The organism is Acidicapsa acidisoli, assembly GCF_025685625.1.
Taxonomy (GTDB): Bacteria; Acidobacteriota; Terriglobia; order Terriglobales; family Acidobacteriaceae; genus Acidicapsa; species Acidicapsa acidisoli.
The window spans coordinates 195,597-215,458 of sequence record NZ_JAGSYI010000003.1 but is presented as its reverse complement, the minus strand read 5'-3'; the positions used below and the strand labels follow the sequence as shown (position 1 = coordinate 215,458).

The following is a 19,862-nucleotide window of genomic DNA, read 5'->3' as shown; positions in this document are numbered from 1 at the left end:
CACTGGCACATTACTCCGTAGGCGCAATCGCCAGAGCTTCCGCAATCTCCAGCACGATCGCTTCCATAGCCAGCGCAGGATCTGCGGCCTGCGTAATTGGGCGGCCCACTACTAGATAACTTGCGCCTTGGTCGAGAGCATAAGTTGGCGTGGCGATGCGCTGTTGATCGCCCTTATCCGCACCGCTCGGTCGAATTCCCGGAGTTACCAGCACGCCTTCGGGCCCAGTCATGGCTCGCACCATCGCCACTTCTTGCGGGGAACAGACAAACCCGCGAATTCCAGCCTCAAGCCCGAGCATGGCAAGCAACGCAACCTGCTCCTTCGGGCTCTTCGCGACGCCGATGGCGCTGAGCTGCGGCTGGTCCATGCTGGTGAGCACCGTAACGGCAAGCAGTTGCGGCGGCGCGGCCAATGACAAAGCAGCTTCATGCGCCGCGGCCAGCATTGCCGGGCCGCCCGCAGCGTGGATGGTCAACATTCCAGCGCCGAGCGAGGCCGTCGCCCGCACCGCCGACGCCACAGTGTTGGGAATATCATGCAGCTTCAGATCGAGAAAGATCGAATGACCGCGGCTTGCAAGCATCTCCACGATCGCCGGCCCTGCGGCAACATACAATTCGAGGCCGACCTTGAACCACTGGCATTGATTTTCCAGTCGATCTGCAAGCGTCAGAGCAGCGTCTGCCGTGGGCACATCGAGAGCCACGATCAGGCGCTGTCTGGCCAGATCGAACGGAGAGAATTGAGACGATGCTTTGGAAGCTTCAGGAGCCTGCTCACTCATCGCGTCTACTCCGGAGTCTTTGGTGTATTCAGCGGGACAGTTTGCTACCGACTGGCAGGCAGAGACTCCGGCCGGCCCAGGTTAGGCCAGTTCAACTGCGCCGCCTCCGCGCCGTCGACCCTTTCCAGGCGCACGCGCGCACTTCCCCTTCCATTGAAACCAAGCGACCGTGCCGCTGCGTAAGAAAGATCCACAATGAGTCCAGCCGGCACCGGTCCCCGATCATTCACGCGGACCATGATGGAACGGCGATTGCTCACATTCGTCACTCGCAGCAGCGTTCCAATCGGCAGGGTGCGGTGGGCACAAGTGAGCATGTTCAGGTCAAAGGCTTCGCCGCTTGCTGTGCGATGGCCCTGAAAGCGGCGACCGTACCAGGAGGCTTTGCCAACCTGAATCCACTTGTGCGCTTTCGGCGCATGAGGGTCACTCTGTGCATGCGAACTCTCATTGCCCTGCGCCGTTGCGCCGGCCACGGTTACCAGCAGCACAAAAGCGGCTGCGGTAAATGGGCGACGATTGCGTGCGTTGCATAGTGTGTTTGTTTGCATAAGTAACTCTTGCAAGCATACCGGGGATGAATGCTCAAGTCAAAGATTTGAAGCATTTTATGGCCAGTTTTGCACAGGGAAAATTGCTGCTTGACAGGAGATCCATAGTCCATAAATAGTAACTAAAAAGATAATAGAAAAACAGTAAATACAACTTTTGGGGTAGCTAAGTCCTTTTGGGAGAGAGGTTTTGCATATTGGCGTAATTTGCAACATAGGCTCGCCTTGCAGCTCAACTGGCGGTTTTGGGAGAACCGCCGGCTGTGAGGATCGAACCGCCATTTTTTGGGGATCAACCGACCGCTGAGAGGCTCTCAGCGTCCGAAGGCTGATAATTGAAGTCTTCCTGGGTGGGCAGAAACCGTTTCAGATAGCGAATCGGATCTTCGCTCATGGCCATCTGGCGCAGGTGGTACTTCCACACATCGGCCTTAATGGTCCGCCGCGTGAAGGGCTTTCGGTTAATCGTCACCACTTCGCCTTTTCCGTTCATGCGGGAGTAGGTCGAAGCAGGCACAATGAAATTCATTTGAGCGCCCTTCTTCCAAAAGGCGCGGGCAAAGTCGTGTGAGAAAACCAAGGCATAAAAGCGGCCTTCAGTCGTGAGAAGCGAAACCGCTTCCTCGGCGCCGGGCCACTCAGTGGAAAAATTCGCCGTAAACCAGCGGCGGAACTCAAAGCCGTTGGAGTAGGCCTGATTGAGCAGCATGAGCAGTATCTCTTTGCGTGTCATTCGACCTTTCCCGTATGTGCTAGTCAAAATTTCCTGCGCCCTTTGACGCCAATCGGGGAGAATTCGGCCAGGCAAAGGGAAAAGTTTCGGTTCTGGAAAACAAACCCGCCTCTGCCATGTATTAACGTCAAAACCATGCTGGCCTCCTTTTGAGTGTCAAGAAAACTTTGGCACCTGCCTGCATCCTTGTGCAATCTCCGGCGCTTCGGGAATCCGATCCGGCCGCTCAGTGGAGTTTAGGATTGGGAAAGCGGAGTGAATCCAGAAGTAAACTCGGCAAGGCTGCGCAAAACGTGGCCGGTTTGTCATACGGAGGCGTTTTGCTGCTTCGGAAGTCTTTCCTGATCCTGATAGGGTTTCTGGTCCTGCAATCAGTCTCGTCTGCAGGTGCGGCAGCGCTGCTACCCGATGTCCATGCAAATCCCCTCTACGCCGATCCATCCGTGCGCGATGCCTACGAACACTTCTACGTGCTCGATTACCCGTCATGCGTCGCTGAACTGAAGAAGGTTCAGGAAGCACATCCCGGCGATCCCGGCGCGACAGCGATGCTGCTCGAAGCCCGCGTTTTCGAAGAGCTATACCGGCAGGATCTTCTCGATACCACCTTCTACGCCAACGACGGCTTTCTCACCGGCAAGCATCCCACGCCGGAAGACCCCGCCACGCGCGACCAGATCTTTTCTCTCGAAGAGCAAGTGGAGCGAGAAGCATCCGCTCGCCTCGCCAGGAACTCTCGGGATGCCGATGCCTTGTATGCACGTGGCTGGGCGCGCAGCCTGCGCTCTTCCTACATGGCCATGGTCGAACGCAGTTTTAGCGCGGCTTTTCACATAGCGCTGCAAGCCCATAGCGACGAAGCAAAGGTATTGCAGATCGATCCCAACTATGTGGATGCAAAACTTGTCGTAGGAACCTACCAGTACGTGATCGGCGCGCTGCCCTGGGGATTCAAACTGCTCTTCGGCTTCGCGGGTATCACTGGCTCCAAGTCCAGAGGTATGGAGATGCTGCACGACGATTTCGCCCGCGGACCAATGACCTCCGTCGAAGCAGGAACCGTGATCGCGCTCTTCCTGCGTAGGGAAGGGAAGTACAAAGAAGCGATCGGCGTTGTGCGAAGCCTGGAAGCAAAGTATCCGCACGATTTTCTCTTCTGCCTCGAAGAAGCCAATCTCCGCAAGGATGCCGGCGAAGGCATGGCCGCGGTGAATGCGTATGAGAATCTTCTCAACGATGCACGCAAACCCGGATATTTTCCATCAGCGCATCTCGAACTAGCGTATTTCGGACTCGGCGAAGCGCTTAGCGGCCAGCGTCATTTCGCCGACGCTGCCCAGGCCTACGAACAGGCAGCCTTCGCACCAGGCTCAGGCGCGGAGCTGAAGCGCCGTTCGCTCGTTGCCGCAGGCAAAGCCCGTGACCTGAATGGCGAGCGAACCCAGGCCGTTCAGGACTACAAGTGGGCAATCGCCAACGGCTCCGACACCACGCAGGGCGAAATCGCCCGTCGCCTGCTGAAAACCCCCTACCGAGAGCCTTAGGCGAAAGCCACGGAACCTTCCGCCCAGCCCAAACGTATGAAAGAGTGGCTGCAGTAAGGCCATTTTGGAGAGTGCGTTATGTCTGCCTTCTGTAACAATTGTGGAAGTGCCTTGCCGCCAGGGGCCCGTTTCTGTTCCGTATGCGGAAACGTCATCGCAGGATTCCCGCCAGCTGGATTCCCGCCCTACGCGCCGCGTCTGGTGCGTCCCATCTTCGGACGGCAGTTCGCCGGTGTCTGCGTAGGCCTCGCGCGAACCTACGGCTGGGATGTGGGCTTGGTGCGCATTCTCGCAGTCATCAGCGGCATCTTCCTCTGCCCGTTCCCCGAAATCTTCTACATTGCCTGCTGGATCGGCATACCAGAAGAGCAAATTCAAGACGTCCCACCACCGCCGCAGCCGTGACCCGCAACCCCAACCGGAGTGGCAACCGAGGGTGCGCGTAGACAAGGAACGCGCACCCTGCTCTGGAATGCCGCACGATCTGCTAGGCTCAAAAGCAGACAGACCTGTACTTGAATTCACGCAGTCATTCCAGGCGATTTCCTTGTCCAAATCCGTGTCACATTCATCGTCCAAATCTCTCTCGCGCCCCTTCCAATACCCATCAGCCGCCGCCCCATTAAGTTGCGGCCCGCACTCGCTCGCCGACCTAGCAGTGCAGTATGGAACGCCGTTATACGTCTATAGCGCCGATCAGATACTCGAACGCCTCGCGCTCTTCCAGCAGTCCCTCGCCGCTCGGCCTCATCTGGTCTGCTACGCGGTAAAGGCCAACTCCTCACTCGCGATTCTCAAGCTCCTTGCAGCCCACGGTGCGGGCTTCGACATCGTCTCCGGCGGGGAACTACAGCGAGTGCTTACCGTCGCTCCGGAAGCCGCCGCGCGCGTTGTCTTCTCCGGAGTTGGAAAGACCGCAAGCGAGATCGACCTCGCCCTCGAAGCCAACATCCTAGCCTTCAACGTCGAAAGCGAATCCGAACTCGCTTTGCTTGCCAGCCGCGCCGCCAAACGCAAGCGCAAGGCGCGCTTCGCCCTGCGCGTCAATCCAGACGTGTTTGCCGAAACGCACCCATATATCTCCACCGGCCTCCGCGAACACAAGTTCGGCATCGACATTCGCCAGGCACGCAGCATCTACAACGAAGCCGCAGCCAATCGCTGGCTCAGCGCTCATGGAGTGAGCGTCCACATCGGCTCACAAATCCGCTCGGCTGATCCGTTCGGTGCAGCCATGCAGCGCGTCGCAAGACTTGTACAGCAGTTGGCCGGCGACGGCATCCGCATCAAGTCCGTCGACGCCGGCGGCGGCCTCGGCATCGACTATCACGCGGCAAGCAACTTCGATCCGCAGGCCAAGGTGCTGGAATACACCTCCGCGTTGGAGGCCGCATTGACCGGTCTGGATGTGCAGCTGTTGCTTGAGCCGGGTCGCTTTCTCGTAGCACAGGCTGGAGCCCTGCTGGCGCGTGTCCTCTACGTCAAGCGCAATGGCAAAAAGACCTTCGTCGTGACCGACGCCGCAACCAACGACCTTATCCGCCCCGCGCTTTATCAGGCCTTTCACGAGATCGTGCCAGTGTCGCCGCGCCCAGGACGCGCCTCGGCGGTCGACGTAGTCGGTCCAGTCTGCGAGACAGGCGACTTCTTTGCCCGCGACCGCAAATTGAAGCCATTGGAACCCGGAGATCTGGTCGCAATACTCGATGCAGGCGCCTACGGCATGGTGCAAAGCTCCAACTACAACACCCGCCCGCGTCCCGCCGAAGTGCTTCTCCACGGCGACAAGGCAACCCTCATCCGGCGCCGCGAAACAATAGCCGATTTGCTCGCGCCCGAACTGCACGACGTTACAAATCGTTACTAGTCTCTAGAAAGACCCTTACTGTATCGTTCTTCGAGAGGAATCAAGCATGTTTGCAGGCAGACTTATGTATAAAGCTGCGCCACTTGCGATTGCGGCGCTGGCGCTGGGAACAATGGCAATGGCCGATTCGCTGGTCGTCAAGACGGACAATGGCAAAGTACACGGCAAACTCATCAACAATGGCCTGGTTCGCGCATACCAGGGCATTCCCTACGCGGCTCCTCCAGTCGGCGATCTTCGCTGGAAAGCCCCGCAGCCCGCGGCCAAATGGAGCGGCGAACTAGACGCAACCAAGTACGGCCATCACTGCGCGCAGAATCACGTCTTCGACGACATGATCTTTCAGGACAGCGCCACTCCCGATGACCGCGGCTCAGAAGACTGCCTCAACCTCAACGTCTATGCGCCTGCGAATGAAAAATCCAAAACCAAGCTCCCCGTCATGTTCTGGATTCACGGCGGCGGCTACTCCGGCGGAGGCTCCTCCGAGCCACGCCACAATGGTGATTTCCTGCCCGCCAAGGGCGTAGTGCTCGTCACCATCAACTACCGCCTCGGCGTCTTCGGCTTCCTCGCTCTGCCCGAGCTGGCCGCCGAACAAGGCGGTTCAAGTGGCAACTACGGCCTCATGGACATGGTCGCCGCTCTCCAATGGGTGAAGAAAAACATCGGCGAATTCGGCGGCGATCCCAACAACGTCACCATCTTCGGCGAGAGCGCAGGCTCTTTCGCCGTCAGCACGCTGATGGCCGCGCCCTCCGCGCAAGGCCTCTTTCAACGAGCCATCGGCGAAAGCGGCGGCGCACTGGCCACCGGTACGCTGTCCATCCAGCCTCTTTCAATAGTCGGCCCGAAAGACGCAGACTGGGTCAAAGAGATCGGTGTCAAGTCCCTCGCTGAATTGCGCGCCTTGCCCACCGACAAAGTCCTCGACGAAGCCGGGAAAAAGGGCATAGTTCGCTTCGGCCCCGTGATCGATGGCAAGTTCCTCACCGAGTCGCCGCTGGATACCTACAACGCAGGCAAACAGGCCCACGTACCCTTGCTTGCTGGCTTCAATCGCGATGAAGGCTTCTTCCTCGGTAATGGAATGACCGCCGAGAAGTGGAAGACAACAGCCGCGGATCGCTTCCCCGACAAGACCGAGGAATTCCTCAAGCTCTATCCCGGAGCAACCGATGCTGAAGCGCAGCGTTCAGCTGTCGACTACGGCGGCGACTCGTTCATCGCCTACGGCACTTGGAAGTGGATCGAGATCGATCGAAAGACGGGCAATCCCGACATCTATCGCTACAAACTCGATCTCGCCGCCCCACCCAGCAAATTCCACCCCGGCTCCTTCGCCTTCCACTCGGATGACATCGAGTACATCTTCGGTACTCTCGATACCCGTCCCGGAGCAGTCTGGCGCGACGAAGACCGCAAGCTGAGCGATCAGATGATGACCTATTGGACCAACTTCGCCAGATCAGGCGATCCCAATGGTCCTGGCGTGCCCACATGGCCTAAGTACGGCGAAGGCGACCCAGTCCTGCATCTCGATGCGCCGATCACCTCACGGCCCGACGAGAACCGCGCCCGCTACGACTTCCTGATGGCCCAGGAAAAGAAGTAGCTCTAATAACCTCAATCAACATACACAAACGCAAAGCAGGGCAGCCGCGCAATAGAAAGTGCTGCTGCCCGTTCTACATTTCCAGCGATCGACTTACCGAACCCTACTTCGCCTTGACCGGCACAACCCCGCCATCCGGCCGCACGCCGCTGTGGTTCCACTGGATCAACTCATCCAGCGCAGTCATTGTCTCCACGTCGGAGAAATGGCAATGCCCATCCGCCTTCACATACTGCTGCACAAAGTTGTCCGCACTCCTATTGCGCTGCACCAGATCGGCATAGAGCCGTACGCTGTCCGCGGGAATGATCGGATCGTACGTCGTATGCACCGCCAGCGTCGGCTTGAGCAGAATGCCCGTCGGCGTGTACCAGCTCTTCAGGTAGCCCAGCGCGGCATCGCTCGCCGTATAGCGCTTCACGCCGTCATTGAGCGCATTATCGTCCGGCCCGCCCGTGTAGATGAAGTTGCGATTGTCCATCGCTGAAGCGCCGATCTTCTCCTCCAGGTCTCTTTGAATATACGTGGCAAAGACCACGCCCCACGCCAGGTCTTCCTTTGTCTTGAATCCATTGAGAGCCATCATCTCCGTGAGACCTGTTGGGTTCCCCGGCAGCGCCTTCAGCACCTTATCCGCCAGCGCATCGTTCAGTTCCACCGTTGCCGGAATGCCAATCGGCCCCGGCAGCAGCCCCGGATAGTAGTAGTCAAACGCGGCCCGCATCGCCGATGCCCGCCCGATTGCCCAGGTCGTCGGCTCCAGCAGCCCGCACAGCGGCAGCGCGCCATCATAGCGGTTGGGATAGCTCTCCATCGTGATCATCGTGAGCTCTCCGCCCATCGAGTGGCCGGTAACATACGTTTCCTTGGGCTGGCCGTATTTGGCAATCGCGTATCGCCGCAGCGCCTCAGTCTCCGGCACCGCGTGCTCGATGGCCAATCCAATCTCCGAGTAGCCGGATTGGATAACGGCATACCCCGCATAAGCAAACAACGAGCTGATTTCGTTGGGCTTGTCCTTGTCGAAAACAACCGGCTTTTCCGAATAGCCATGGTAGTAAACGATCAGAATGCCATTCCACTTTTCCGGCATGTCAATGCGATAGGACGCATTGTCAAGCACGCCTGTTTCCACATTTACTTTTGGGGTTTGAGCAGTTGCGGACAAGCAGCCGCCAGGCAGGCAGACGAATACCAAAAGGGCAAAACCAAATAGCTTGTTCACTGGGAAGGAAACCTCAACAAGCATCCTACCCGAAGATCCTGAACTGAGGGATAACCCAATTGGAAACAGAAAGGCCGAACGGCGTCTGCCATTCGGCCTTTCTGCGAGTAGAGGAATACAGAATCTAGTGGCTGATCCCAGAGGCGGCTGTAAAGCCCTGCGCCTGGGTCGATGGCATCGGGGCGGGTGCATTCAGTTGATTGAAATTTGCACCATCTCCTGCGTTGATCGCATCAGAATGGTCAGGACCGAGGCCGAGCTTGATGAGAGCGCGGGAGTCGGGAGTGAGCTTAGTCTGCCAGCCCTGATCGGCCTGGAATTTCAGCATCGCCGCTTGGGTTCCGGCGTCCCACTTGGAGGAGGGCTCGCCGCTAAGATAGTGCTCCCGAATAAGGGCCTGCTGGATCGCGGTTACACGGTCGGAATCGATCGACTGCTGCCCATGTATTTTGTGCGCCTTGGGTGCGGCAGTGGGGGTGCGGCGCTTTCCATGCGAATGCCCACTGGTAGGAGCACGGTGGACTCGCGAAGCTATGGCCGGAGCCGCCATCAAACCGGCAGCCAATACGAATGTAAAAGTCGCACGTAGAATCACGCCGTTGTGTACCTCTTCGAGTGGGTCGATAGGGCTTTCCCGGATAGTCTATGCCGTGAAATCGCCGCCGACAAGAAAATCCGAAGGAAAAGTCACCTTTTCGAGAAATTTGGAAAAGGGGTTTGACGCGTTTCCACGTTCAAACCCCTTTTTCCATTCTATCGGCAAAAACTGCCAGATTATGGCAGAGTTCCGCCCGGGAAGCTGATTCCATCGCCTGGCCGCTTCGGATTCACGACCTCGAACACCACATCCTGGCCTGACTTCAGGCCGTCTACGACCTTATCGAACTGTTCCTTGGTCGTCGTCGGCAGCTTGTTGATGCGGGTAATGACCAATCCCGGCTCCAGACCCTGCTGATCGGCAAAGCTGCCGGGGCGCACGGTTTGGATCACCATGCCACCCGTTCCAAGCTTCGCCGCCGTGGCTGGGGTAATCTCGCGGACCGCGATTCCGAGCTTGTTCTGACCCGAATCATGGTTGTCCGTCGGCGCTTCTTCCTGGTCGGCAACCTGCTCCGCCGTCACCTTGTCGCGGTCGCCAATGGTCACAACCGTATCCGCCTGCTTTCCATCCCGAAGATATCCAATTCGGACCGTCGTGCCGGGATGCCGGCTTGCAATCTCCTCCACCAGATCGTTCCCGTCCTTGATTGGTCGCCCGTCGATCGTGAGGATAATATCCCTAGGTTTGAGGCCGGCTTTGTCAGACGGACCACCCGGCGAAACCGTCTGCACCAGCACGCCGTTCTTGAAGCCGTAAACCCGGCCCACCGCGCCCGACAATCCTTCGCGGAAGGAGATGCCAATCGCTCCGCGCGTAACCTTGTGCGTAGGCGAGATCAGATCGTTGTAGACCTGCACCACTGTGTTCGAAGGCATCGCGAATCCAATGCCCTGGTACCCTGAAGACTGCGTAAAGATCGCCGTATTTACGCCGATCACTTCGCTATTCATGTTGAGCAGCGGACCGCCCGAGTTGCCTGGATTGATCGCCGCGTCCGTCTGCAGGAAGTGCTGGAACTGCCCCGCAACGCCCGGCTCAATCGTGCGGTTCTTAGCCGAGATAATTCCCGCAGTCACCGTCTGCGAAAGCGAAAACGGGCTGCCGATTGCGATTACCCAATCGCCGACTGATGTCGTGTCGCTGTTGCCAAGTTTGACCGTCGGCAGCGGCTTGTCGGTGTCGATCTTGATCACAGCCAGATCGGTAGCCTTGTCCACGCCGATTACGCGCGCCTTCCGGCCAAGATCTGAGGTGTCAGGGTCGGTCGAGAGCTTTACATAAATCTCGTCCGCCTTCTCGACTACGTGGTTGTTGGTAATGATGTACCCCTTGGGGTCGACTATAAATCCAGAGCCAAGTGAATCGCGCTCAGCTCCCTGATCGTCCCCATCGCCCGGAACCTGCCCGCCAAAAAAGCGGTTGAAGAAGTCCTGAAACCCCGGACTATCCGGACCCTGCGGAACACCCTGCCCCTGCCCTGGTCCCTGGCCGCCGTCCTGATCGTCGTCATCCGGGTTCTGCGGCACAGGCGCGCTCCGCGTGTGCGGATTCATCCGCTGTCTCCGGTTGCCCGCATCCTTCGGCAGCGTCCGCGTGTTGATATTCACCACTGCCGGACCTACCTGCTTCGCAATCTGCGCAAAAGCGTTCGGCGCAACCGTAGAGGTCGGTATTTTCAGCGGAGTAGCATCCGTACTGTTGTCTGTCTTGTCTTGCCCATGCACGCCGTGCGCTGTATAGGACCCCACCAAAATGGCGGCGGAAATGGTAGCAAGTATTGCAAATGTCGAAGCAAGCCGGCGCGTGCGGAGCCGGTCAAAAGTCTGTCGGAGTGATGGCATAAAGTCGTTCAACCTCGGGTTCTTTCCTCTGCCCAATCCATCTGGGTCAGTCCGGTGTACAACGCGGTCCAAAAATGGCGGCACAACTTGCGCTGGGCCATTCCTTAGTATAGCGATTCGGTTCAGCCAGTGTCGTGCCGGCGTTGATGCGCCAGTCGAAACACCGTCCTACTGTTAGACGGAATTGACCCCGTCCGATGGCGCATCGTCACAAAGCCCGGCTTTCATCGTGCTACTATCTGGCATGTTTTCTGCAAATCGAACCAATTTCCGATTCGTTTTGGTCACCATCCGTAACTTTTCCTGCCACATCCGGTTCATCGCCTGCGCCGTCGCCCTGGGGCCGGCCATTCTTGCCGCCCAAATGCCGCAGTCAGCCCCGGCTTCCGCACCAGCTCCGACCTCCCTCCGCGATCGCGTCATGGCCCGCATCCTCAACTCCGGCCCCAGCGCTTGGACTCCCGCCCAGATCGCCAACATGGCCCGCCTCCGCGACGCCGCCATCGCCGATCCGTACGCTCTGGACGAACTCCGCCATCTCTCCGACAACATAGGCCCTCGCATCAGCGGCTCCCCACAAGCCCAGCAGGCCGTCGAATACGTCGCCGCCGAAATGCGTTCCCTCGGCGCGGATGTCACCCTCGAAAAAACCAGCGTTCCCCACTGGATTCGCGGCATCGAAACCGGCTCCCTCGTCGACTGGAAAGGAATGACGCCCGGAACCACGCAGAAAATCGTCCTCACCGCCCTCGGCGGCAGCGTCGCCACTCCCGCCGACGGCATCACAGCCGAGGTCGTAGTCGTCAACTCCTGGGCCGACCTCAAAGCCCTCAGCGACGGCCCGGCAGCCACATCGCTAAAGGGCAAGATCATCCTGTTCAACAAGAAATTCGACAAGCAGCTCGCCGCCCAGGAAGGCGGCATCTACGCCTACGGAGATGCAGTCCAGTACCGCGCCGCGGCGCCCATCGCCGGAGCATCCGTCGGAGCCGCCGCCGTCCTGGTCCGCTCCGTCGGCGGAGCCGACTACCGCATCCCGCACACCGGCATGACCATGTACACCGACGGCATCCAGAAGATCCCCGCCGCAGCAGTCACCGCCGAAGACGCCGACCTACTCGCCGACCTCGCCAGCCAAGGCCCCGTCAAACTGCACCTCACCCTCACACCACAAACCCTCCCCGACGCTCCCAGCTACAACGTCATCGCTGACTGGAAGGGAGCCGAGCATCCCGAGCAGGTCGTTATCGTATCCGGCCATCTCGATTCCTGGGATCTCGGCACCGGAGCCATCGACGACGGCGCGGGCGTAGTCGTCTCCATGCAGGCCATCCATCTGCTCTCCAGACTCGGCATTCACCCAAAACGCACCGTGCGCTTCATCGCATGGATGAGCGAAGAAGAAGGCTCACAAGGCGCAGCCACCTACATCAAGGAGCACGCCGCCGAAGCCGCCAATCACATCGGAGCCATCGAATCCGACCTCGGCGCAGGCCACCCCGACGGCGTCCTCTTCGCAGGCAAACCAGCCCTCGAAGACTGGCTTCGCCCCGTAGCTCAGGCCCTCGAACCAATCGGCGCCAACACCTTCCGCAGCTCCCCCGAGACCGGCGAAGACATCAACGTTCTCACCGAAAAAGGCGTGCCCAGCTTCGCCCCATCGCAAGACGGACGCTTCTACTTCAACTATCACCACACCCCGGCCGACACCTTCGACAAGGTCAACCCCCGCGAACTGAGCGAAAACGCAGCGGTCATGACCGTCCTCGCCTACGCCCTCGCAGATTCAGCCGAGCCAGCGCCGAGGTAATTCAGCAAGTCTCGGCATCTCCCGCTCTTTCTTATAGATACAGAAGAAATTTAGTTCTGCGCCATGTAAACTCGCCAGCCCATTCCCCGTCCCATCACAGGGGAGTGGACTCCCCTGTGACTCTCCCCCCAATCACCGTCTTGAGGGAACTCCTTGCTCGCGAGTTCCCGGTGATTCCCTGCTCGTCAATCGCGGCCGCAGCATTTGTCATGCAAGAAAGTCGTACCTGTATGCAAAAAAAATTCAAAAAAAAGGAATTACCTAACTTGAGTTGCCTGACTTACTTACAAAGCAAAGCGCGCCGGTATTTCCCGGCAAGGCCCGCGCTGCTTCTGGTTACAACAGCATTACTTTCCACTTGCCTGGGATGTAACACGAAGACTGCTACCCTGAACCCCAGGACTAGCTTGAGCCCCGAATTTTCCAGCAAGATCAAGCACGTCGTGGTGATCGTTCAGGAAAATCGAAGCTTCGACAACCTCTTCCATGGCTTCCCCGGCGCCGATACTGTCTCGACTGCAACTCTCTCCTCCGGCTCCACAATCCCGTTGCAACCTTTGCCCATCGAAGGCGGATACGATCTCGGCCACGAATTGAATGACTTCCTCACCGACTGGAACAACGGCGCAATGAACGGCTTCGACAAGGACGGCGGCCCCACGCCGGCCTGTTATAGCGGGAGTTGTCCAACCAGCATTCCGGCAAACGCAGAGTTCAGCTACGTCGAGCCATCCGAAACCGTGCCCTACTTCGCCATGGCAAGTAATTACGTCCTGGCAGACAGATTCTTCACATCGCAAATTGACTCCAGCTTCGATGCACACCAGTTTCTTGTCGCCGCCAGGTCAAGCATTGTTAATCTGCCGAATTCCAGCATCTGGGGCTGCGACGCTCCTCCAGGAACTACCGTGCCGACTCTCCTCCCCAATCGCCAACTGGGGCCGGGCGTATTTCCGTGCTTCAGCGATGCGACACTCGGAAGCGAACTCGATGCCAAAGGAATGGACTGGAGATTCTACGCGCCGGCCATCGACGATTTAGGCGATATCTGGTCCGCCTATGATGCTTTCTCCACCATCCGTTACAGCAGCGACTGGACCACCAAAGTGATCTCTCCCGAAACGCAGATCCTCAGCGACGTTCAGGGCGGCTTTCTCGCCCCAGTCACCTGGGTCGTGCCGGACTTTGCCAACTCCGATCATCCCGGCACAAGCAGCCCCGCAGGGCCGTCCTGGGTCGCATCCATCGTGAACGAAATCGGCCAAAGTCAGTTCTGGGACTCGACCGCAATCGTCGTCTATTGGGACGATTGGGGCGGCTTCTACGACCATGTCCCGCCGCCGCAACTCGACGACTGGGGCCTCGGCGTCCGGGTTCCGATGATGGTCATCTCACCCTACGCAAAACGTGGCTACGTCTCTCACGTGCAGTACGAAAGCACGAGCGTCGCGGCATTCATCGAATCGATCTTTGGATTGTCCACCCTGGGAGTCGCCGACAGCCGCGCCAACAACCTCGGAGACTGCTTCGATCTCTTGCAAAAGCCGCGGGCATTCGAACCGATCACTCAGACCATTCCGACCGATCACTTCCTGCACCAGAAGCCATCCAACCGGCCGCCCGACACAGATTAAGAGGAAATTCCTGACCACCGGCCAGTTCAGGTGGCAGAGGAAAAATAACAAGCCCGCATCTCGCAACGGAAACTTGCGAGGTGCTGGAATCTTCCCCGCGAACTCCGCTCCTTGCCGCAGGAAGCCCGCGAGGGTAAGATTGTCTTACCATGCAGACGCGCGTTTCCACTAAAGGCCAAATCGTTCTCCCCGGCCCGCTGCGCAGAAAACTCGGTATTCGCGCCGGCGATCCGCTCGATGCCAGCATCGAGTCAGGCCGCATTGTTCTCACGCCCCAGCGGCAGGGGAAGCGCGAACTCAAGATCATTACCGATCCGATCACGGGCTTGCCCGTATTGACCGCTGGTCCTGACGCTCCGATTTTGACCAGCGAACAAGTAGCAGAGATGCTAGCGGACTTTCCGTGAAGTATCTGCTGGACGTGAACGCCTTAATCGCCCTCGGCCTCTTGGAACACGCGTTTCATGAAAGGGTGGCTGTCTGGCTGCGAGCGCAACCGTCGTTGCAATTGCTTACCTGTTCGATCACGGAACTCGGGTTTGTCCGAATACTTGTGCAGGCACAGGCCTACGGATTTACCGTGGCACAAGCAAAAATGCTCCTGGTGCAACTCAAAGAAGCTCCCGGTTACTCAATCAGCCTGATCGAGGACGGTCAGGATATCTCGCATCTTCCTGGATGGGTCAAGACCGCCAGCCAAACCACAGACGGTCACCTTGTGCAACTGGCAAAGGCTCACGGCGCGACTTTGGCAACCCTGGACGCAAAGATTCCCGGAGCCTTCATCATTCCGTAGACATCATTGCCCGGGGCGATCGATGAGGCGTGACATTCGGCCGCTCAGTGCGAATATAGCGTGCGCGCGATATCCGCAAATGCCGATAAAAACGGAGGCACAAATACCCGAAATTCCCTGCAAATATAAGTCATTCGCATCCAACCACATCCACCATGACTCGCTTGACATCTCTTGAGGCAAAAAACACAAGAGAATTGTTCCACGTGGAACACTCCGATGTTTCACACCCGCATCAAGCCTCATGCGCCGTCGGCACATGAGGCTGAGGAACCAGCTCCGTCAGCGCAATTCCAGCCAGGATAAGAATCGCGCCTGACGCCGGACGAACACCCAGCCGTTCGCCCATCACAAGGAAAGAGGTGATCCACGCAAAGACCGGCTCCAGCGTCATCAGCAGAGCTGTGTGCGTCGCCGGCAGCACCGACTGAGCCCAGCTTTGAATAGAGAACGCCGCAGCCGTAGCCAGTACCGCCGCAACTGCAAGTGCCACGCAAAGACGCAAAGTAAGATGCATCTGCGGATGCTCAATCAACGGCAGACTAACCGCCATAAAAAATGCGCAGAAGCCCACCTGCAATAAAGCCAGCGGTTGAAAGTGGATGCGCGGCGAAGCATGACCCAGAGCCAGGCAGTGAAAGGCAAACCCAATCGCACAGCCAAAGGTAAGCAGATCGCCAATATTGACCGAAGTAAAATCCGGCAACAGACCGGCCTGTTTACCAACAGCATTGGCTGGCAGAGTTAACAACAAAATGCCCGCGAAAGCCAGCAGCGCGCCAAGAAACGAATTCCAGCGCGGAGCCTTCGCGCCTGGCGGCCGCAGCCACGGAATCACCGAAAACAGAGGCACCAGAACCACCACCAGGCCAGTAATGAACGCGGACTTCGAAGGAGTCGTCTTGACCAGACCAGCCGTCTGAAACTGGTACCCCATCGCCAGGAAAAATCCGACAACCGCGCCCGCTATCAACTGGCCTCGGCTCACCTCACGCCAGTGACGCCGATAAGCAATCGAAAGCGCCAGGAACGCCAACACCATGCGCGCCAGGTTGAAGGCAAGCGGCGTTGCATCCGCAAGCGCGTCCTTGACCAGCACAAACGTCGTGCCCCATACGGCGACCGTGAAGAGCATCAGAAGATACGCGCGGAGTTTCACGGTTGTGCCTTGTAGACAGTTTTGCCGCCAACAACGGTTTCAAGCACCTTGGTTCCGAGAATCTCATGCGCAGGAACTGTGAGCAGATTGCGGTCCAGCAGAATGAAGTCGGCCTCGTATCCCGGTTCCAGCTTTCCTTTGCGCTTCTCCGCAAATTCGGCATAAGCAGAACCTTGCGTGTAAGCATAAAGAGCCTGGGCGCGAGTCAGCGCATCCTTGGGGAAATAGCTCTTCGTCCCGTCTTCGTTGGTTCGCGTTACAGCCGCATAAAGGCCGCGAAACGGTGTGACCGGCTCCACAGGATAGTCGGTGCCAAAGGCTACAACCACACCCGCATCAAGAAACGCTTTCCAAGCATACGAATGCGTAGCGCGCTCCGGGCCCAGTCGATCCATCGCCCAGTTCATGTCGGTGAGCAAGTGATTCGGCTGCATCGAAGCAATCACACCAAGTTTGGCGAAGCGCGCAATGTCCGCCGGATCGACGACCTGCGCATGTTCAACGCGGTCACGGTGGCCCTGCGACACGGTAGGCCAGCAGCGCGAAACCTTGTATGGATTCTTGTCCTGCGGTGCAAGTTCGGGGCAAGCGTCGTAAGTCTGCGAGAAAGCGTCAAGAGCCATGGCCGCGGCCCTATCGCCGATGGCGTGAAAGCCAAGCTGGAAGCCAGCCTGAGCGCGCTCAACGGCCATCGCATTCAGCTTCGCCTGGTCGTATCGCGGCAGTCCGGAGTTATTTGGTTCATCGGCATAAGGCGCTTTCATCGCCGCTGTGTGCGAGCCGAGCGAGCCATCCATGAAGCCCTTCAACATGCCCGTATGCAGCATCGGATCGTTCACGTCATGATGCGAGCGATGCTCCTTCAACACGTCGATCGGATCATTGAAAGTCAGCCATTCGCTGATGCGCAGCGGAAGCTTGTTCTCTTTTTCAAGTTCCTCGAAGACGAGAAAATCCTGCCAATCCGAGTAATCCTGCACCGAAGTAAGGCCATGCGAAACGGCATCCTGAATGGCAAGTTCCAGTCCGTGCCGCCGATCCTCATGCGAGGGCGGCGGAATGGTCTTTTCTGCCACTTCCATCGCCGTGTCGCGCAGAATGCCGGTAGGCTCCCGGCTTGCGTCGAGATCAATCGCGCCGCCCTGCGGAGCTTTCGTCTTGCCCGTGATTCCCGCCGCAGCCAGGGCCGCAGAATTGGCCACGGCGATGTGCCCGTCGATCCGCTCCAGCAGCGTCGGATGACCACTTGTAACTCGATCCAGATCCTGCCGCGTGGGTAGTGTCTTGTTCGCCCAAAGCGTATGGTCCCATCCTCCGCCAGTGAGCCAGTGTCCAGCCGGGCTTTCGTTTGCTTTCGCCTGAACGCGTCGCAGCATTTCGTCGAGCGACTTCGAGCCGGTCAAGTCCACATTGAGCTTGGTCTGCCCCGCGCCGCCAAGGTGCACATGCGCATCATTCAACCCCGGCATAACAAATGCTCCATTGAGATCGTGGAGCCACGTCTGTGGCCCAGCGATTCGCTTGATGTCATCGTCTGAGCCGACGGCCAGCACTTTGCCATTTGCAAAGGCTATTGAGGTAACAATCTGCGGCTTGTTTTCGGCAAGGCAGTTCCCGGTGAGAATCGTCCCACCGAAAAGGATCAGCTCTGGCATGACTTGCACTTCAACGGTGCTTCCCCCTCCAATCGCGAGCGCGGTAATGACGGGCTGCCTGGTTCCATCCATCACATCAATCTGCTGCGACCAAGGCACAAAACCCTGCGCCTTTACGACGATCGTATGCCTGCCTGGGTGCGCGCCGATCACCGCCTTACCCTGGACATCCGCCTTCTCGGTGGTTTCGGCTGCACAAGGTGTCGGATCGATCTGGATAACCGCGCCTGGCACAACCGCCCCAGTGACATCCTTGACCGTAACGTCGAGTTGCGCCTGTTGTGCGGGGAGGGGCATTGCGGCGAACGACAAGACCGCAACAACAATAGCAATAACAGCGCTGGCTGAATGGAAGAGACGCATGGGCGGAGTTTAGCAGAGCCGAGGCAAAGCTCGAAGCCGCAATCCTATACGCGCACAATCATCACTTCCGTCGATTTCATCAGCGCCGCTGCAGTCTGCCCTTTGCGCAACTGCATTTCGCGGGCTGCGTCAGCCGTGATAATTGAGGTGATCTGCTGATCGCCGATCGCCAGCACGACCTGCGCCAGCAGTCCGCTGAACTTCACTTCAACGATCTTGCCAATCAGCTGATTGCGCCCGCTGACATTGCGGAAGCGTTCGCGGGACTCGATGCGAGGCTTGGTCGGAGCGGACTTGAGCATCGGCGTAAGCGCGCTCTGCGGCACGCGATGATGTCCGCCCGGCGTCTTGGTTGTTGTGATCTTTCCGGCGAGAATCCACTGTTTGAGCGTTGCGTAGCTTACGCCGAGAGCTGCGGCAGCCTCACGGGGCTTGAGAAGAAGATTCACATCCGGCATCGAACCACCTCGTATCGAAACTCACAGGCAATGCGCCCCTGCGAGATGCGATGACCGAAGAATATACCGATTGCGGTTCGAAGCGGTACAGGTGTCCTTCGAGCGTCCAGGTAATCCGCAGATCACGGATGGATCGTATTACGAACATTTAGCTAGATTCGATAATACAAAGCATATAAAATCGTTAAATGAGCAGCACAATTCTTCGCCCCGCAGTCGCCTGCATTTGCAGGCCAGCATTCTTCCTCCGGCTGGGTCTAGCCGCGCTTCTCGCCTCCGGCCTTGCTTCCGCACAAGCTCAGGATTCCTTTTTTGCCCGCTATCAGGCTCGCGTAAGCGCTACCCAGGCAGAGCAGCCGCATTGGATCACGCCGCTCGTGACCGTGACGCCGCGTCTCGAACAGGAGTTCCGCACTGACTTTCTGCGCCAGTACAACGGCGCGGGCTATGCCACCTGGCTCTACGACAACAGCAAGGGACTGGAGATCATTCCGGCGCGGCGCATCGAATTACTCTTCAATCTTCCGCCGTATGAAACACACGACGCGCCTGGCGATAAGAGTGGCTGGGGCGACGTCTCCTTCAATTCAAAATTTCGATTTTTTGCGCGTAACGAAGAGCACGGCAATGCCATCGTCACAGGCTTTTTCGCGGCCACGCTGCCAACCAGCCAAAGCGGCAATGGAAGCTGCTGCGCGGTCGTGACTCCAACTTTGGCGGTGGGCAAGGGATGGGGTCTGTTCGACCTGACATCGACGGCCGGTGGCTCGCTGCCCGTAACCAACTCCAAGGGACTGGGGCACACCATCACCTGGAACAACGTGGCGCAATATCGTCTGGCCAGCACGGGCGTTGCGCGTCTCTTCTGGCCCGAGGTCGAGTCTAATACGAGCTTCTTCAAGGGCGGATCAAGCGACGGCAAAACAACTTCCTATGTGACCCCTGGTTTGATCATTGGGCGCGTTCCATTGACGCATGACGCAAGCGGCAAACCCGGCAGGTTGGGGCTGACCTTTGGCGCCGGCGAGGAAATCGCCGTAACCCACTTCCACAGCCAGAATCATCTCCTGGTTTTCACGGCACGCATGCCGTTCTAGGAGCCGGTCAGCATCGACAATCGTGATACGGAATCTCGATTCTGTTTGTTGACAAGGCAGGGCAACCCTCACTGACGCTTCGAGAGAATTATCTTCCATGAGATATATTTAGCTCTCTGGTTGATA

At 58.2% G+C, this 19,862-nt stretch carries 18 protein-coding genes; 9 read left to right on the top strand and 9 right to left on the bottom strand.

Annotated features, from left to right (window positions below; translation table 11 throughout):
* Positions 1–10: 10 nt before the first annotated feature.
* From pyrF to OHL23_RS18585, 3 genes are all read right to left on the bottom strand, one after another.
* Positions 11–787: an orotidine-5'-phosphate decarboxylase gene (pyrF, locus tag OHL23_RS18595; RefSeq protein WP_263353461.1), complete on the bottom strand. Its 777-nt coding sequence runs from the start codon at positions 785–787 to the stop codon at positions 11–13.
* Between the two features lie 44 nt (positions 788–831).
* Positions 832–1,338, bottom strand: a complete 507-nt coding sequence (locus OHL23_RS18590) for a septal ring lytic transglycosylase RlpA family protein (RefSeq protein ID WP_263353460.1) — start codon at positions 1,336–1,338, stop codon at positions 832–834.
* Positions 1,339–1,630: 292 nt separating this feature from the next.
* Positions 1,631–2,071: a hypothetical protein gene (locus OHL23_RS18585; protein ID WP_263353459.1), complete on the bottom strand. Its 441-nt coding sequence runs from the start codon at positions 2,069–2,071 to the stop codon at positions 1,631–1,633.
* Positions 2,072–2,313: 242 nt separating this feature from the next.
* Here OHL23_RS18585 and OHL23_RS18580 point away from each other — a divergent pair, with 242 nt between their 5' ends.
* The 4 genes from OHL23_RS18580 to OHL23_RS18565 all read left to right on the top strand — a co-directional run bounded on the left by OHL23_RS18580 (position 2,314) and on the right by OHL23_RS18565 (position 7,097).
* Positions 2,314–3,615, top strand: coding sequence for a tetratricopeptide repeat protein (locus OHL23_RS18580; protein WP_263353458.1), 1,302 nt, complete (start codon positions 2,314–2,316; stop codon positions 3,613–3,615).
* Positions 3,616–3,693: 78 nt separating this feature from the next.
* The gene (locus OHL23_RS18575) at positions 3,694–4,020 is read left to right on the top strand and encodes a PspC domain-containing protein (protein ID WP_263353457.1); all 327 of its coding nucleotides are present in this window, start codon (positions 3,694–3,696) and stop codon (positions 4,018–4,020) included.
* Positions 4,021–4,162: 142 nt separating this feature from the next.
* Positions 4,163–5,482, top strand: a complete 1,320-nt coding sequence (gene lysA, locus OHL23_RS18570; RefSeq protein ID WP_263353456.1) for a diaminopimelate decarboxylase — start codon at positions 4,163–4,165, stop codon at positions 5,480–5,482.
* Positions 5,483–5,528: 46 nt separating this feature from the next.
* Positions 5,529–7,097, top strand: coding sequence for a carboxylesterase/lipase family protein (locus OHL23_RS18565; RefSeq protein ID WP_263353455.1), 1,569 nt, complete (start codon positions 5,529–5,531; stop codon positions 7,095–7,097).
* 103 nt (positions 7,098–7,200) lie between these two features.
* Here the strand turns inward: OHL23_RS18565 and OHL23_RS18560 are convergent, their stop codons facing one another.
* The 3 genes from OHL23_RS18560 to OHL23_RS18550 all read right to left on the bottom strand — a co-directional run bounded on the left by OHL23_RS18560 (position 7,201) and on the right by OHL23_RS18550 (position 10,764).
* On the bottom strand, positions 7,201–8,220 hold the full coding sequence (locus OHL23_RS18560) for an alpha/beta hydrolase family protein (protein WP_263353454.1): 1,020 nt from the start codon (positions 8,218–8,220) through the stop codon (positions 7,201–7,203).
* A 226-nt stretch (positions 8,221–8,446) separates the two neighbouring features.
* Complete coding sequence (locus OHL23_RS18555; protein WP_263353453.1) at positions 8,447–8,917, bottom strand: peptidoglycan-binding domain-containing protein; 471 nt, start codon at positions 8,915–8,917, stop codon at positions 8,447–8,449.
* Positions 8,918–9,096: 179 nt separating this feature from the next.
* Positions 9,097–10,764 (bottom strand): trypsin-like peptidase domain-containing protein, encoded by a 1,668-nt coding sequence (locus tag OHL23_RS18550; protein WP_263353452.1) that lies wholly within the window; start codon positions 10,762–10,764, stop codon positions 9,097–9,099.
* A gap of 280 nt (positions 10,765–11,044) precedes the next feature.
* Between OHL23_RS18550 and OHL23_RS18545 the strand changes: the two genes are divergently transcribed.
* The 4 genes from OHL23_RS18545 to OHL23_RS18530 all read left to right on the top strand — a co-directional run bounded on the left by OHL23_RS18545 (position 11,045) and on the right by OHL23_RS18530 (position 15,004).
* Positions 11,045–12,574, top strand: coding sequence for a M20/M25/M40 family metallo-hydrolase (locus tag OHL23_RS18545; protein ID WP_263353451.1), 1,530 nt, complete (start codon positions 11,045–11,047; stop codon positions 12,572–12,574).
* 407 nt (positions 12,575–12,981) lie between these two features.
* Positions 12,982–14,208, top strand: a complete 1,227-nt coding sequence (locus tag OHL23_RS18540; protein ID WP_263353450.1) for an alkaline phosphatase family protein — start codon at positions 12,982–12,984, stop codon at positions 14,206–14,208.
* A gap of 149 nt (positions 14,209–14,357) precedes the next feature.
* A complete protein-coding gene (locus OHL23_RS18535; RefSeq protein ID WP_263353449.1) occupies positions 14,358–14,615 on the top strand; it encodes an AbrB/MazE/SpoVT family DNA-binding domain-containing protein in 258 nt (85 codons plus the stop codon).
* Positions 14,612–15,004 carry a PIN domain-containing protein gene (locus OHL23_RS18530; RefSeq protein ID WP_263353448.1) on the top strand — a complete coding sequence of 131 codons (393 nt, stop codon included), beginning with the start codon at positions 14,612–14,614 and terminating at the stop codon, positions 15,002–15,004. The genes OHL23_RS18535 and OHL23_RS18530 overlap by 4 nt, the downstream gene beginning before the upstream one ends.
* Before the next feature lie 235 nt (positions 15,005–15,239).
* Here OHL23_RS18530 and OHL23_RS18525 read toward each other — a convergent pair whose 3' ends face one another.
* From OHL23_RS18525 to OHL23_RS18515, 3 genes are read right to left on the bottom strand one after another with little or no spacing between them, the layout of a single operon-like run.
* Positions 15,240–16,163 carry a DMT family transporter gene (locus OHL23_RS18525; protein WP_263353447.1) on the bottom strand — a complete coding sequence of 308 codons (924 nt, stop codon included), beginning with the start codon at positions 16,161–16,163 and terminating at the stop codon, positions 15,240–15,242.
* Complete coding sequence (locus OHL23_RS18520) at positions 16,160–18,181, bottom strand: amidohydrolase family protein (RefSeq protein WP_263353446.1); 2,022 nt, start codon at positions 18,179–18,181, stop codon at positions 16,160–16,162. The genes OHL23_RS18525 and OHL23_RS18520 overlap by 4 nt, the downstream gene beginning before the upstream one ends.
* A gap of 44 nt (positions 18,182–18,225) precedes the next feature.
* On the bottom strand, positions 18,226–18,639 hold the full coding sequence (locus OHL23_RS18515; protein WP_263353445.1) for a TOBE domain-containing protein: 414 nt from the start codon (positions 18,637–18,639) through the stop codon (positions 18,226–18,228).
* 188 nt (positions 18,640–18,827) lie between these two features.
* Here OHL23_RS18515 and OHL23_RS18510 point away from each other — a divergent pair, with 188 nt between their 5' ends.
* Positions 18,828–19,736, top strand: a complete 909-nt coding sequence (locus OHL23_RS18510; protein WP_263353444.1) for a hypothetical protein — start codon at positions 18,828–18,830, stop codon at positions 19,734–19,736.
* The last annotated feature ends 126 nt before the right edge of the window (positions 19,737–19,862 follow it).